Origin of the sequence: Halopelagius fulvigenes (assembly GCF_042662625.1) — an archaeon.
In the GTDB taxonomy this organism is placed as follows: domain Archaea; phylum Halobacteriota; class Halobacteria; order Halobacteriales; family Haloferacaceae; genus Halopelagius; species Halopelagius fulvigenes.
Genome location: NZ_JBHSXH010000011.1, coordinates 270,585 through 283,591, shown reverse-complemented (window position 1 = coordinate 283,591; position 13,007 = coordinate 270,585). Strand labels below are relative to the sequence as shown.

The following is a 13,007-nucleotide window of genomic DNA, read 5'->3' as shown; positions in this document are numbered from 1 at the left end:
TATTCGCGTCCGGGTCGCACGGTAGCGTGGAATGGAGACCTTCGAATCCGACGACGGGCACGTACTCGTCCGTCTCGACCGCGGCGACATGGCACTCGAATCGCTCACCGACGCCTGCGAGGACCACGACGTCGATACCGGCGTCGTCGTCTCCGGCATCGGGACGTTCAGCAACCTGAACATCCACTACGTCGACCGGACCGACCTTCCGGAGGACCAAGCCGACCGGAACGCCGACCTGCGACTCGACGGGTCGTGGGAGGTGACGAACGTCGGCGGCATCGTCGCCGACGGCGAACCGCACCTCCACGTGACCGCGTTTAACGGCGAACGGACGGTCGGCGGTCACCTCGAAGAGGGGTGCGAGGTGAACGTCCTCGGCGAGTTCACCGTCAGAAAGCTGGACGACCTCTCGTTACACCGCGAACCGGGAGAACACGACATCTCGCAGCTTCAGCGCCGGTAGTCGGGTACCGAGACTTCCCGGGGCGATGGGGGAGTCCCCCGGACGCGACGGAGGCGGCGCGTCACCGTCGCTGCCACCAGATGATCCCGTACGTGGTGACGCCGAAGAGGAAGAGCGCGGCCCCCCAGACGGCCAGCATCGCCGCCCAGATTCCGGTGTTGATGGCGTACCCCCCGAGGATGAAGAGGAGCCCTACCACCGCGATGGTGAGCGTCACCGAGTTTCGAATCGTCCCGACTACGCCGTGCCGTCGGCGACCCCATCCGTTGGACTCGCCGGAGTCACTAACTGAGCTCATTGTTAGTGTGGTACGGAGTGACGGCATATATTGGTTGGGGTTCGGTCGCCCCCGAACCGCGGGTCCGTCGCCGTCGTCACCAAAACATTGGTATGGTTCGCACGGACAGAGATAGACGCGCATGTCCGCAGAGTACAATATCTACATCGACGGAGACTGGATAGCGTCGGAGTCCGGCGAGACGTTCGAGGTGCGGAACCCGGCCGACACGACCGAAGTGGTCGGGACGTACCAATCGGCGGCGAGCGAAGACGCCGAGGCCGCAATCGAAGCGGCGGTCGAAGCGCAGGACGAGTGGGCATCGACGCCCGCACCGGAGCGAGGGGCGGTGCTGAGCGAGACGTCCGCGGTTCTCGAATCCCGGACGGACGAACTGACGGAACTGCTCACGGCCGAGGAGGGGAAGACGCACGCCGAGGCCGGCGGCGAAGTACAGCGCGCGATCGACATCTTCCGGTACTACGGGGAGAAGGCGCGCGACCTCGGCGGCACGGTCAAATCCGCCAGCGCCGAGAACAAACAACTGTACACCAAGCCGGAACCGCTCGGAACCGTCTCGCTCATCACGCCGTGGAACTACCCCATCGCCATTCCCGCGTGGAAGCTCGCGCCCGCACTCGCCACGGGTAACACCGTCGCGTTCAAGCCCGCGTCGGCCGCGCCGGGCGTCTCCCGCGCGCTCTTCGAAGCGCTCGAGGAGGCGGGCCTCCCGGCCGGCGTCGCCAACTACGTCACCGGGCCGGGCAGCGAAGTCGGGTCGGTGCTGGCCGGACACGAGGACGTCGACGCGGTGTCGTTCACCGGCAGCACGGCCGTCGGGACGACCGTCGCCCGACAGGCGGCGGACGGCCTCAAGCGCGTCCAGTGCGAGATGGGCGGGAAGAACCCCACCGTCGTGATGCCGAGCGGCGACTTCGAGACGGCGGTCGACATCGTCGGGACCGGAGCGTTCGGCGTCACCGGCCAGGCCTGCACCGCCTGTTCCCGCGCCATCGTCCACGAGGACATCTACGAGGAGTTCGTTGACGCTGTCGTCGACTACGCCGAGTCGCTCGACGTCGGCGACGGCAGCGCCGGTGCCGACATGGGCCCGCACGTCACGGAGAGCGAACTCGACGGGACGCTAGAGTACATCGACGTGGCCGTCGCCGACGGCGCGACGCTGGAGACCGGCGGCGAACGCCTCACCGGCGACGGGTACGACGACGGCTACTTCGTCGAACCGACGGTGTTCTCGGACGTGACCTCCGAGATGCGCATCGCGCAGGAGGAGGTGTTCGGACCGGTGCTCGCGGTGATTCCGGTCTCCGGTTACGAGGAGGGCGTCGAAGTCGCGAACGACGTGGACTACGGCCTCTCGGCGAGCATCGTCACGCAGGACATGACCGAGGCGAAGCGCTTCGTCGAGGACGTCGAGGCGGGCGTCGCCAAGGTCAACGAGAAGACGACCGGTCTCGAACTGCACGTCCCCTTCGGCGGGTACAAGCAGTCGTCCACGAACACGTACCGAGAGCAGGGCGACGCCGGACTCGACTTCTTCACCTCGACGAAGACGGTCTACGAGAACTACTGACGCCTCGTCCGCCCGCGTAGTCTCGACGGCGCGCCTCCCGCGTCGCCTCCAGTTTACCCGGCGTCTTGCGTTTCGGCCTCACTCCATCAGCGTCGTCACCAACCCGTCGAAGTTGAGGATGACGCGTTGGGTGACGTCGCCGAACAGCGCTTTCCCGGTCGGGGAGCGCTTCCGCCCGACGATGAACACGTGGTCGCAGTCCGTCTCGCTCGCCGTTTCGAGTATCGTCTCCCCGAGTTCGTCCTCCTCGATCACCGCGGCGCTGATTTCGTACTCGACGGCCCCCTCGCCGCCGGTCTCGGCGACGAAGTCGCGACCGAACTTCCGCGCGGCGTCCAGCGCGCTCGGTTGGCTGTACTTCTCTCCCTCCATGCGCTCTATCGATTCGACCGCGTCGAGGTTCTCTTCGACCTCCTCCGGCGTGAGATAGGAGAGCAAGACCAACTCTCCGCCGTTCGCCCTCGCCCACTCGGCCGCCTCTCTCAGGAGCGTTCCGTGTGCACTACTATCGTCTACGACCACGAGTCCGCGTTGCATACTCACAGTCACCGCGGCGAGACAGTTAAAGATAGTCCCCCGGTCGCCCTACGCGTCGGTTCGGTAGCGTTCGAGGGCGTCGCGGTCTATCTCGATGCCGAGGCCCGGCCCCTGCGGGACGTCGAGGACGCCGCCGGAGGGGTCGAACGGGGTTTCGAGCAGGTCGCTCCGCAGGGGGTTGTCGCTGCGGTCGAACTCGACCATCATCGGTTCCGGGACGTTTCGCGTGTGGGGGTACGTCGAGACGCTGGCCGCGAACTGGACGGCGGCGGCCATCCCGACCGCGCTGTTCCAGATGTGGGGACGGACGGCGACGTTCTCCGTCGTCGCCATGTCCGCTATCCGCCGCGCCTCGGAGAGTCCGCCGCAGCGCCCCAGATTCGGCTGCACGATGTCCACGGTCCGGTCGTCGACGAGGCGTTTGAACTCGAAGCGCCCGTAGTGTGCCTCCCCCGCGGCGATCGGCGTGTCGATTCGGCGCTTCACGTCCCGGTACCCCGTCTCGTTCTCCGGCGGGACGGGCTCCTCGATCCACGTGATGTCGTACTCCGCTATCGCCTTCGCCGTCTTCACGGCCTGCTCGGGCCGGTAGTTCCCGTTGATATCGACCATGAGCGCGGCGTCGTCGCCGAGTATCTCGCGCGCCGTTCGGACCCGTTCGACGTCGCTCTCGACGCCCGCACCGATTTTTATCTTCGCGGCCTCGAACCCCTCGTCGACCGCTCGCTCTATCGGTTCCGCGATGGGGCGGTCCCGCTCCGTGAAGTACATCGTGGACGCGTACGGCGTCAGGGTGCGGCGCGTCTCGCCGCCGAGGAGTCGGTGGACGGGTCGGCCGACCGTCTTCCCGATGACGTCCCAACACGCCACGTCCACCGCGCTCAGGACGCTCTGGACGAACACGTCGCCGCCGAAGTGGTACGGGTCCGTGTACGAGCGTTCGGCCAGCGACTCCACCTCGAAGGGGTCCATCCCGACGACGTCCTCGCGGAACAGTTCGTCGAACGTCGCCTCGACGATGCGACCGGGCGCGAACGCCTCGCCCCACCCGACCGTCCCGTCGTCGGTTTCGATGCGGAGGAGCGTCGTCTCGCGCGTCCGTCCGAACCCCCGCGCGTCGCCCATCCCCTCGCCCTCGGGGAGCGTCGAGGAGACGGGTATCGTCTCTGCGTCGGTCACTTCCATGTCCTCTCACTCAGAGTGAGGCGAGTTATAACTTGGGTCGAGAGCGGAGACCGTTCGCGGCGGCGACCCGGCGTCGGCTCCGAATCGGTTCGCGGTGCGAGGGCGGTGCAGGTGCGCCGCAGTCGGCCACTCTCAGTCGTCGTAGTGGAACTCCGTCCACGGACCCTCGACGAACGGGTACCGCTCGACTATGTCTAAGTCCACCTCGACGCCGAGTCCGGGGTCGTCCGAGAGGGTCAATACGCCGTTCTCGACCGCCGGTTCCCCCTCGATGATGTCGAACGCCAGGTCGAACTGGTACATCCCGGGGTCGCTCTCGGAGTCGAGCGCGGGGTCGTTCTCGAACACCGGGTATTCGAGGAGTCCCACCTCGGGCGCGGCGGCGACGAGGTGGGCGTTCGCCGCGAGGCCGAGCCACGTCCCGAAGTTGTGGGGGACGAACTCCACGTCTCGCCCGCGACAGAACTCGACGGCCTCTCGACACCCCGTGTAGCCCTCGTGGTGGCGCACGTCGCCTTGGAGATACTCGACCGCACCCGTGCGTCCGAGTTCGACGAGTCCCGCGGCCGACTCCTCGCTCTCGCCGCCCGCGAGCGGTGCGCCCGTCTCCGCGAGCGACCTGTACCCGTCGTAATCGTCGGGCGCGACCGGCTCCTCTATCCAGTACGCGCCGCACTCTGCGGCGTGTTCGACCAGTTCGCGAACGGTGTCCTCGTCGTAGGCGTCGCGTATCTTCCACCACGTGTGGACGTCGAGCATGACCTCGGCCTCGTCGAGCGTTTCGGCGAGTAACTCGACCGTCCGCCGGTCGCCGTCGGGGCCGATACCGGGACGGTACTTGTAGCCCACGAACCCGAGGTCCTCGATGGTCGCCGCCTGCTCGACGTACCCCTCCGGTTCCATGTACATCCCGGCGCTGGCGTACAGGGGAATCTCCGTCGTCGGGTCGCTCCCGTACTCGTCGGCGAGCAGTTCGTACACCGGCGCTCCGAGTTCCCGCCCGCGGATGTCGTAGAGGGCGACGTCTATCGCCGAGACGGCCTCCGTCCGGAGACGCCCGGGGAGTCCGGCGTCGGCGATTCGGTCGTGCGCGTCCGCGATTCGGTCGATGCGCTCACCTTCGAGTGCGTCGGCGACGTCCCCGTTGACGACGTCGGCGAACGTGCCCTGCGAGTCGCCCTCGAAGTACTCGCGCATCGCGGAACTACTCGCGCCGGCGGTGGAGACGCCCCGCACCCCGTCTTTCGTCTCGACGACGACGAGGACGACGTCGCGTTTGTGCAATCGCCGGGTCCCGCCGCAGAACGGACGGTCCTGCGCCGGGTCTATCGGTGAGGAGAGGGCGTACCCTCTCACGTCGGATATCTCCATGCACGAGGTATGCGAACACCGGCCTATTAAATCATTCTCGCGTCGCGGTCGAATCCGCTAGGAGAACTTCGTGTTCAGTTCGATGACGTTGGCGGCGCGCTGAACGTGGTCGGAGAGTTCCCCGTGGAGCCGGTCTTTCGTGAACCGACTCGACGGGCCGGAGATGCTTATCGCGCCGAGAACTTCGTTCCCGTCTCTGACCGGCGCGGCCACGCAGCGCAGCCCTTCGATGTTCTCCTCGTCGTCGAGGGCGTATCCGCGCTCTCTGACCGCCTCTAACTCTTCAAGGAAGTCCGCCCGCGACGTGATCGTGTGGGGCGTCATCCGAACGAAGTCGACGCCCTCGACGATGGCGTCGCGTTCCTCCTCCGGGAGGTACGCCAGTACGGACTTCCCGAGCGAGGTGGAGTGTATGGGCTGCTGAGTGCCGACGCGGGAGGCGGTTTCGACGGACCGGTTCCCCGTCGCCTTGCAGAGGTACGAGACGCGACCGAACTCCTCGATTCCGAACTGCGCTATCTCCCCGGTCTCCGCGGCCAGGGATTCGACTTCGTTCTCGATGACGTCGTAGTTCCCTATCTGGTCGCGGACGTGGGTCGCCATGTCGAGAATCCGGAGGCTCAGTCGGTACCCGTCGCCCTCGCGGACGATCATCTCGCGTTCCTCGAGCGTCCGGAGGTGGCTGTGGACGGTACTCTTCGAGTGACCCAGCTCGTTCGCCAGCTCCGTCACCCCGGCGTCGTCCCGCCGTTGGAGGATGTCGACGATGTTCAGGGCGATCTTCACGGAGCGAATCGTCCGCGGCTGTTCGCCAATGTCTTGGCTTGTCATACCATAGGTGTGCGTCTCCCCCCACTTAAACATGTTCTCGCAACGGGAACGAATCGCACGGGCGATGCCGTTCAACGCACCGAACAGCGGTGAGTACGCCCCTTCAGTTCCAGGCCCGCACCGGGTGAGCGGTCCCCGCAAATCACCCGGGATCGGCCTTTTCGTTCCCCGTGGGGGAACGCCCTCAGACGGGCGCTCGTCGCCTCTCTCCCGTACCACCGGGCCGTAATTCGCGGACGGACTCCCCGCAGAGGCCGTTTCGGGGCGAGCGGCGGTCCGACGGAGGGCCGCATTACAGGAGTAGAATCGTAACGGGGTGTTCCGCTAGGGGGAACGAATCGGGGTGCTTCACCGTCGTCCTCGTCTGCCGGAAACGAGCGCTCGCTTCCACCAATCCTTATGCATCCGCACGGAGAGGTTCCGGTATGACGGTTCGAGTCACCGTGTGGAACGAGAACGTCCACGAACGAGAGGAACCGGACGTCGCGGAACGCTACCCGGACGGTATCCACGGAGCGATAGCCGAGATATTCGACGGAGAGGACTACGAAGTTCGGACGGCGACCCTACAGGAGACGGAACACGGCCTCACCGAGTCCGTCCTCGACCGGACGGACGTCCTCGTCTGGTGGTCCCACTGCGCGAACGACGAGGTGCGCGACGACGTGGCCGAACGAGTCGTGGAGGCCGTCCACGACGGCATGGGGTTCGTTCCGCTTCACTCTGGAAAGAACTCCAAGCCGTTCAAGCGACTGATGGGGACGTCCTGCCGGATCAAGTACCGCCACGGCGGGGAGACCGAACGGGTGTGGGTCGCGGACCCCGGTCACCCCATCGCCGACGGCCTCGGGGAGAGCTTCGAGATTCCATCGACCGAGATGTACGGCGAACCGTTCGACATCCCGGAACCGGACCGAACCGTGTTCATCTCGTGGTTCGAGGGCGGCGAGGTGTTCCGCTCGGGCGTCTGTTACCGCCGCGGGCGCGGTCGGATCTTCGCATTCCGCCCCGGCCACGAGGAGTATCCGATATTCTACCAGGACGAGGTTCGTCGCGTCGTCCGGAACGCCGTGGACTGGGCCGCCCCGAACGAGGGAGCGACGGTGAACTGGGGAGAGGTATCGCCCGCCGAACCGACCCGCGAGCGGTAGTCGTTCGTCCGACAGTCGAAGTACGTCGAGTGGGCGTCGGCGACGCGACGGCGGCCCAACCGTCGCGAACATTTAAATACTATCTCCGCACACGTTCGAACGAGCGATGAAGTTCGGAATCTTTCCCGTTGAGGGCGGCGACACCTGGGAAGGCGTCGTCGAACAGTGTCAAGTGGCAGAACAGGTCGGCTTCGAGACCTGCTGGGTGAACGACCATCAGGCGACGGAGGGCGAGAACTACTGGCCGTCCCCGCTGACGCGACTCACGAGCATCGCGACCGGGACGGAGACGTTGGAGCTGGTCACGTCCGTGCTCATCCTCCCGCTGTACCATCCGCTGCACGTGGCACAGCGGGCGGCGATGTTGGACAACATCTCCGACGGGCGGTTGACGCTCGGCGTCGGTCTCGGCTACGTCGAGAAGGAGTTCGACGCGTTCGACGTGCCGATGGACGAACGCGCCGGTCGGATGATAGAGGGCATCCAGTTCATCGACGAGTTCCTCTCGTCCGACGAGCCGATATCGTTCGAGTGTCCGTTCTTCGAGGTCGAAGACTGGCAACCGCTCCCGCAGACGGTCCAGTCGCCGCGGCCGCCGTTGTGGATCGGCGGGTGGGGAGACAAACAGATAGCTCGGTCGGTGAAGTTCAGCGACGCGTGGGTGCCGGGCGTCGTCGCCGACCTCGCCACGGTCGAGGACCGCAAGCGACTCCAACGCGAACACGTCAAGAACTCCGACCAGGACTGGGAGTCGATGGACCACCCCCTGATGCGGGAGGCCGTCATCGCCGAGACGGAAGAAGAGGTGATGAAACGGAAGGAGTACCTCCACCGGACGTACATCGACGAGTACGGCGGCGAGTTCTCTCACCCCCTGATGACCGCCGACTCCGTCGAGGACTTCGAGGAACTCGCCGACGACCGGTTCATCTACGGCACGCCGGAACAGATAATCGAGCAGATAGAGTCGATGCGAGAGCGGTTCCCGCTGAACCAGTTGACGCTTCGGTTCCACCACTCCGGAATGCCGAAGGACTTGGTCGAAGACCAGATTCGGCTGTTCGGAGAGGAGGTCATCCCGGCGTTCGAGTAGGGCGGCGACGCTCACAGCGATGCATCGTTACGGGTGACGCTCGGCCGGAACTGCCCCTCGACGGTGGAGTACGACCCGAAGTTCCCACTTCATCGAATCCAGTAAAAGGAGATATTTCACCCTTCGATAAACTGTACTTCGCGATACGAACGCCCATAACTGAAGAGAGGCCACTGTTTCGGAGGATGGCCAGTTTTCGATTTTATTCAATGAGATATAGTCAGAATAATCTATTCTGATCGAACTCTCCGGTCGATTACCGAATTGAACTCTGTAAGTGTTGGATTTACGTCTGAAACTCCTGCCTCGAGATAGTGTTTCCACTTACGAAGGGCGAACCGAGTTGGGAGATGCTTAGTCTGCTGGAATCAGTGCAGAAGAAACCCATTCCACACACTCACCAGCTGTCAGTACGGGCGCGTAGTCTAGATCACCGTCAACTTGTGCTTTCAGGAGAAAGTCGGTAAGCCGCCAGATATTGTGCAGTAGCGCTGCGAACACGAAGTAAAACAACCGAACGCGGTAGTCTTTCGAGGAGGTTTTCGCTAAGAAGTCGTACTTGATCGACTTGTACTCGTTTTCGATTTGCCATCGGCGGCTGTATCGCTGACAGTATGCCTCGGCCTCGGCTGGCCCGACCCTGAGATTCGTTGTGAAGACGGCTGTTCCGTCTCCTTTCGTCGAGGGGACGTACAAGAACTGCATCGCGTGCGATCCCTGATCAGTGTGAACCGTCGTTGATTCGACCGCGACGTCTTGCCCATCCTCGCTCATCCGCTTGATCGCTGCTCGCTCTGCGTTGAACGACCGCTTGGGGATTAGGTAGTTCACGTTGAGGTTTGACAGCGTTTGGTAGACCAACTTTGCGTCGAATTCAGCGTCACAGAGAACCGTCTCAATTGGAACGAGCTCTTGTGCTCGTCGAACGAGTCGTCGGACCACACGATGAATCCGATTCGGCGGGTTCTCATCCCATGCTGAGCTCTCGCGGACGGGCTCAACCGCTAATATGATGGGAATGTTCCATCCGACGATTGAGAGTGTCGCAAATTTGAATCCCCGTCCGTCATCGTCTTTCGTCCCGCTAACCATTGTCATTCCCTCGACGTCACCATAGTATCGCAGTGTCGTGATATCGATCGCAACGGTAACAGGACGACGGAACGTGACTTCTGACTGTATCACCGACAAAAGCCGCTCTGTCGCCTGTTGAAATCCAGCGATCAGACCCTCAGGATCGAATTTTTTGACTGTCCGAAGGTGCGTATCGCCGTGTGGCCCGTACTCCGCACCTCGGCGGATCTGAAACCGTCTCGCACCCTGCGGTGTTCCGCAACCAGCCATCCCAATGAACGTCTGAAGTTCGAGAAAGCGAGTATCCTCGTATGTCGCGTTCTGAGCTCGACCAGAGTTGAACGACCCAAAGGCGTGATCGCGTGCGAGATGCGTTGTCCGAGAGATCTGGGCGTTAGTAAACGTGGGTTGACTCTCAGGTTTGTCGTCAGCCTCGTCGAGTGGCGTCTCGATCTCTTCTAGCGGGCGGACTTCAGGAGCGTAGAAATCCCCATTTTCGACTCTCCAGACGAGATCGTGTGCTCCATTGGTCACGAAGGAACGACCCGCGTCGTCGAATCGGTTATGCCAAGTTCGAGAGAGTACTGATTCGTCTGGGATTTTCTTGAGGCCGAACAAGACTGCAAGTTCTTGTTGGCGCGTTAGCGATCGGTAACTCTCTCCAGTGGTTTCCCGGTAGTAGAACAGTTTGACCATACCGCGAAATGGATATGATGTGGAGTGCCACTCCGGATATTGATCCTCTGGAAACGAAAATGGGTGGTCAAGCGCTTCAAATGCGTCGTAAAGACTGGTTCCGCTTTGTAGGCGTTCTTTCAGCTCAAGCGAGATAGCAAACGTATCGGTCATTCGAGGCGTATAGGAGATCATCAGTTTGTATGTCTATTACGGGGGATCTGGTGTTCGTTCTTGCTATGGTCTCCCTCCTCGTCGCACTCAAAAGTAAAAACCGACTGGCTACACGGCGGGCTCAAGAGTAAACCGAGCGAATATCGGGTTTTTCGGGCCGTTTGTAGCAGGATTTAGTTTGAACCGAGCGATTCTCACCCTTCCTTCTCACCCTCAGGGAAATTGGTTTGATACAGGGCTTACTTACAGCGTTGTCAGGAGTGCATTAGCTGATCAGTAGGGCTGCGCGTGCAGCTATCGAGCAAATCACTTACTACAAGTCATCGTAGCTACATTCACGATGTATGCCAGCCGACGAACTCACCTCCTACTGACAGCTGGTACCTTTCTTTTTACAGTCTATTGGGCGTATGATGGCTCGACCCTCGTCGCAACGGATGGGCGTTCATTGCGATTTTGCATATTTAGGACTTAGTCAGAGATAGGCAGGCTAACATGGCAACTGAATGAACGAGAAGTAGCTCCCCTGTGTCTGTCACCGAGTCGAGCCCGTTTTTCCTCCATTACACTATGTATATCTAGCGCCCAAAAAACTATCACACCTGTTGCATATCTTTCGATAATGCCTAAAACCGGGTCTCCTGACCGAGGGTCGACCGGCAGCCCCCTAGACGTTCCTCACCACGACCTACCGTACCAACGGGTCGGAACTATCGATGCCGAGACCGTGCGCCTGCTCGGGTGGTTCGCGGTCATTCTCTTGGCGCTCACGACGCTTATCGTCCTTCCCACACTTCTTGATGTGGTCAACAGTGCCGTATTGGGGACGCTCACGCCCGTGATGATGTGGGCTCCGACGCTCATCCTGTTCGGTCTCCACCGGCTCCGAAGGCGACACGGTTCGTTTCTCGGTATCGCTGCTGTCAAACCTATCCGGCCAGTCCGTCGGATCGTCGTAATCAGTCTCCTCTTGCTAGTAGGGTTGAGTGCGCTTCCTGTCCTCACTGAAGCGCTCGCTGTTCTCCTCGGGCTGAAGTCGGTTTCCGTCTCGTCGGACGCATGGACGTTGCTTCCAACGGTTCCCGTACTGGTCGTCGCCACGATGCTCATCACGGCCGGCGAGGAGTTCGCATGGCGTGGCTATATCCAAACGCTGCTCGCCCCGTGGGGCTACTGGCGCTCGAGTGCGGCAATCGGTGCGTTCTGGTCGCTCTGGCACATCCCGCTCACCGTCGGATATGCGGCGTCGGGCGACCTGCTCGTTCGCGACGTTATCTCGACATCGGTGAACCTCTTTCTGGCTGCGTTCGTCCTCAGCGGAGTCCGCTATCTCTCAGCATCGGTGTGGCCTGCGGTTCTCGGTCACTCGCTGCTCAATACGGTGTTGGTGTACGTCTACTCGAACTTCACGACGTCTATCAGCGCGACCGCAGAGATGACGTTCTGGACGTATACAGCATTGAGTTGGCTCGTTTGGCTCGGACTCATCGCAGTGACCGTGCAGGCAGTCCACCGACGCAGGACAGCTGATTCCACGACCATACAGTAGCGCGTCACAGCATAGACGGCGTCTCACACGAGAAGAACGTGGGAAACGGTTCATCCCTCTTTCGAGATAGCCGGAAGAACCGAGGATTCTGAGTAGGATCAGATAGTCATCACTCTTCTTTCGACGCTCCATCGCAGAACTCTACTGATCGTCTGATTCAGCCCCACCCGAAGTGGAAATAAGTCACGCATCAATTCCATCCTCCGAAACCCTGGAGAGGCACGTCAAGAATAATCGCTTAAATAACGACTCACAAACGCGGGGAAACTACTTGTTTGTGTAAAGTTTCATGAAACCTATGGGACAGGATACTGTGGTTCGACGTGCCCAGCCCGACGATATAGATGAGATATATCAGGTAATGCGTCGAAGTAGGCAAGAGGCTTTCACGGGTCTACTTCCGCCAGAAGCCCTCACCTGGGAGTCCGAGATTCCTGATGAATTTTGCGAATTCATCAAGGAAATCATCTCGCACGAACAAAAAGCGCAGTTGGTGGCAGTATGTGACGAGGCTGTAGTCGGACTCGCAGAACTCGTATGGCAATCAAAGGAGACTCAGGATTTTGTTGAAGAGTCCGAGGCTGAACTGAAAGCCATCCATGTCCGACCTGAGAGTTTGAATGAGGGAATCGGCACGGAACTCCTTCACAAGGCTGTTGATGTCCTCCCGTCTCATCTTTCTGGAGTTGCACTTTGTGTTCTCTCGGGTAATGAACGCGCTCGGTCCTTCTACGAACGACGTGGATTTGAGCAGGATGGAACTACTATCAACACGACTGCTGATGACGAATGTATTGAAGCCGTCTACCGCCGCCCACTTTGAGACCATGTTCCCGTGGCCGTCCGTTTGAGACCTATGTTGGTATTGAAGTAAGTCGGCTGTTCGGCAATCTATCTCTACAGTCCGGTCACACGATTCTCGAACTGCATACTATTTTATAAGACGTTTCTCGTGCTTAGTTCCGCTTCGATAGAAACTCCGACGCTCAGTTCGTACGCCGAGTGACTCTGCTGCTTCAGCGGAACGTAG

At 61.4% G+C, this 13,007-nt stretch carries 12 protein-coding genes; 6 read left to right on the top strand and 6 right to left on the bottom strand.

The genetic code is table 11. The features are described from left to right. Positions 1–31 precede the first annotated feature (31 nt). Positions 32–466 (top strand): PPC domain-containing DNA-binding protein, encoded by a 435-nt coding sequence (locus ACFQEV_RS09140; protein WP_379695096.1) that lies wholly within the window; start codon positions 32–34, stop codon positions 464–466. Positions 467–527: 61 nt separating this feature from the next. Here ACFQEV_RS09140 and ACFQEV_RS09135 read toward each other — a convergent pair whose 3' ends face one another. Continuing rightward, the gene (locus ACFQEV_RS09135) at positions 528–764 is read right to left on the bottom strand and encodes a hypothetical protein (RefSeq protein ID WP_379695094.1); all 237 of its coding nucleotides are present in this window, start codon (positions 762–764) and stop codon (positions 528–530) included. Between the two features lie 121 nt (positions 765–885). On the opposite strand from ACFQEV_RS09135, the gene xacF reads away from it, so the two are divergent. Beyond that, positions 886–2,337 (top strand): 2,5-dioxovalerate dehydrogenase, encoded by a 1,452-nt coding sequence (xacF, locus tag ACFQEV_RS09130; protein ID WP_379695092.1) that lies wholly within the window; start codon positions 886–888, stop codon positions 2,335–2,337. Positions 2,338–2,415: 78 nt separating this feature from the next. Here the strand turns inward: xacF and ACFQEV_RS09125 are convergent, their stop codons facing one another. From ACFQEV_RS09125 to ACFQEV_RS09110, 4 genes are all read right to left on the bottom strand, one after another. After that, entirely contained in the window at positions 2,416–2,874 is a 459-nt protein-coding gene (locus ACFQEV_RS09125; RefSeq protein WP_379695090.1) for a universal stress protein, read from the bottom strand. Between the two features lie 48 nt (positions 2,875–2,922). Further along, positions 2,923–4,059 carry a mandelate racemase/muconate lactonizing enzyme family protein gene (locus ACFQEV_RS09120; RefSeq protein WP_379695088.1) on the bottom strand — a complete coding sequence of 379 codons (1,137 nt, stop codon included), beginning with the start codon at positions 4,057–4,059 and terminating at the stop codon, positions 2,923–2,925. A gap of 132 nt (positions 4,060–4,191) precedes the next feature. Continuing rightward, positions 4,192–5,430, bottom strand: coding sequence for a mandelate racemase/muconate lactonizing enzyme family protein (locus ACFQEV_RS09115; protein ID WP_379695086.1), 1,239 nt, complete (start codon positions 5,428–5,430; stop codon positions 4,192–4,194). Between the two features lie 57 nt (positions 5,431–5,487). Beyond that, entirely contained in the window at positions 5,488–6,261 is a 774-nt protein-coding gene (locus tag ACFQEV_RS09110) for an IclR family transcriptional regulator (protein ID WP_379695084.1), read from the bottom strand. Between the two features lie 425 nt (positions 6,262–6,686). Here ACFQEV_RS09110 and ACFQEV_RS09105 point away from each other — a divergent pair, with 425 nt between their 5' ends. Together ACFQEV_RS09105 and ACFQEV_RS09100 are read left to right on the top strand one after the other, a co-directional pair. Next, positions 6,687–7,412: a ThuA domain-containing protein gene (locus ACFQEV_RS09105; RefSeq protein ID WP_379695082.1), complete on the top strand. Its 726-nt coding sequence runs from the start codon at positions 6,687–6,689 to the stop codon at positions 7,410–7,412. Between the two features lie 106 nt (positions 7,413–7,518). After that, positions 7,519–8,505, top strand: coding sequence for an LLM class flavin-dependent oxidoreductase (locus ACFQEV_RS09100; protein WP_379695080.1), 987 nt, complete (start codon positions 7,519–7,521; stop codon positions 8,503–8,505). 354 nt (positions 8,506–8,859) lie between these two features. Here the strand turns inward: ACFQEV_RS09100 and ACFQEV_RS09095 are convergent, their stop codons facing one another. Then, the gene (locus ACFQEV_RS09095; protein WP_379695078.1) at positions 8,860–10,449 is read right to left on the bottom strand and encodes a transposase; all 1,590 of its coding nucleotides are present in this window, start codon (positions 10,447–10,449) and stop codon (positions 8,860–8,862) included. Positions 10,450–11,050: 601 nt separating this feature from the next. On the opposite strand from ACFQEV_RS09095, the gene ACFQEV_RS09090 reads away from it, so the two are divergent. Beyond that, positions 11,051–11,977 (top strand): CPBP family intramembrane glutamic endopeptidase, encoded by a 927-nt coding sequence (locus tag ACFQEV_RS09090; RefSeq protein ID WP_379695076.1) that lies wholly within the window; start codon positions 11,051–11,053, stop codon positions 11,975–11,977. 298 nt (positions 11,978–12,275) lie between these two features. After that, complete coding sequence (locus ACFQEV_RS09085; RefSeq protein ID WP_379695074.1) at positions 12,276–12,800, top strand: GNAT family N-acetyltransferase; 525 nt, start codon at positions 12,276–12,278, stop codon at positions 12,798–12,800. Positions 12,801–13,007 lie beyond the last annotated feature (207 nt).

Bases quoted from the DNA above. Each gene is read 5' to 3' on its own strand.
- ACFQEV_RS09140 (WP_379695096.1), top strand. From the start codon at position 32: ATGGAGACCTTCGAATCCGACGACGGGCACGTACTCGTCCGTCTCGAC.
- ACFQEV_RS09135 (WP_379695094.1), bottom strand. From the start codon at position 764: ATGAGCTCAGTTAGTGACTCCGGCGAGTCCAACGGATGGGGTCGCCGA.
- xacF (WP_379695092.1), top strand. From the start codon at position 886: ATGTCCGCAGAGTACAATATCTACATCGACGGAGACTGGATAGCGTCG.
- ACFQEV_RS09125 (WP_379695090.1), bottom strand. From the start codon at position 2,874: ATGCAACGCGGACTCGTGGTCGTAGACGATAGTAGTGCACACGGAACG.
- ACFQEV_RS09120 (WP_379695088.1), bottom strand. From the start codon at position 4,059: ATGGAAGTGACCGACGCAGAGACGATACCCGTCTCCTCGACGCTCCCC.
- ACFQEV_RS09115 (WP_379695086.1), bottom strand. From the start codon at position 5,430: ATGGAGATATCCGACGTGAGAGGGTACGCCCTCTCCTCACCGATAGAC.
- ACFQEV_RS09110 (WP_379695084.1), bottom strand. From the start codon at position 6,261: ATGACAAGCCAAGACATTGGCGAACAGCCGCGGACGATTCGCTCCGTG.
- ACFQEV_RS09105 (WP_379695082.1), top strand. From the start codon at position 6,687: ATGACGGTTCGAGTCACCGTGTGGAACGAGAACGTCCACGAACGAGAG.
- ACFQEV_RS09100 (WP_379695080.1), top strand. From the start codon at position 7,519: ATGAAGTTCGGAATCTTTCCCGTTGAGGGCGGCGACACCTGGGAAGGC.
- ACFQEV_RS09095 (WP_379695078.1), bottom strand. From the start codon at position 10,449: ATGATCTCCTATACGCCTCGAATGACCGATACGTTTGCTATCTCGCTT.
- ACFQEV_RS09090 (WP_379695076.1), top strand. From the start codon at position 11,051: ATGCCTAAAACCGGGTCTCCTGACCGAGGGTCGACCGGCAGCCCCCTA.
- ACFQEV_RS09085 (WP_379695074.1), top strand. From the start codon at position 12,276: ATGGGACAGGATACTGTGGTTCGACGTGCCCAGCCCGACGATATAGAT.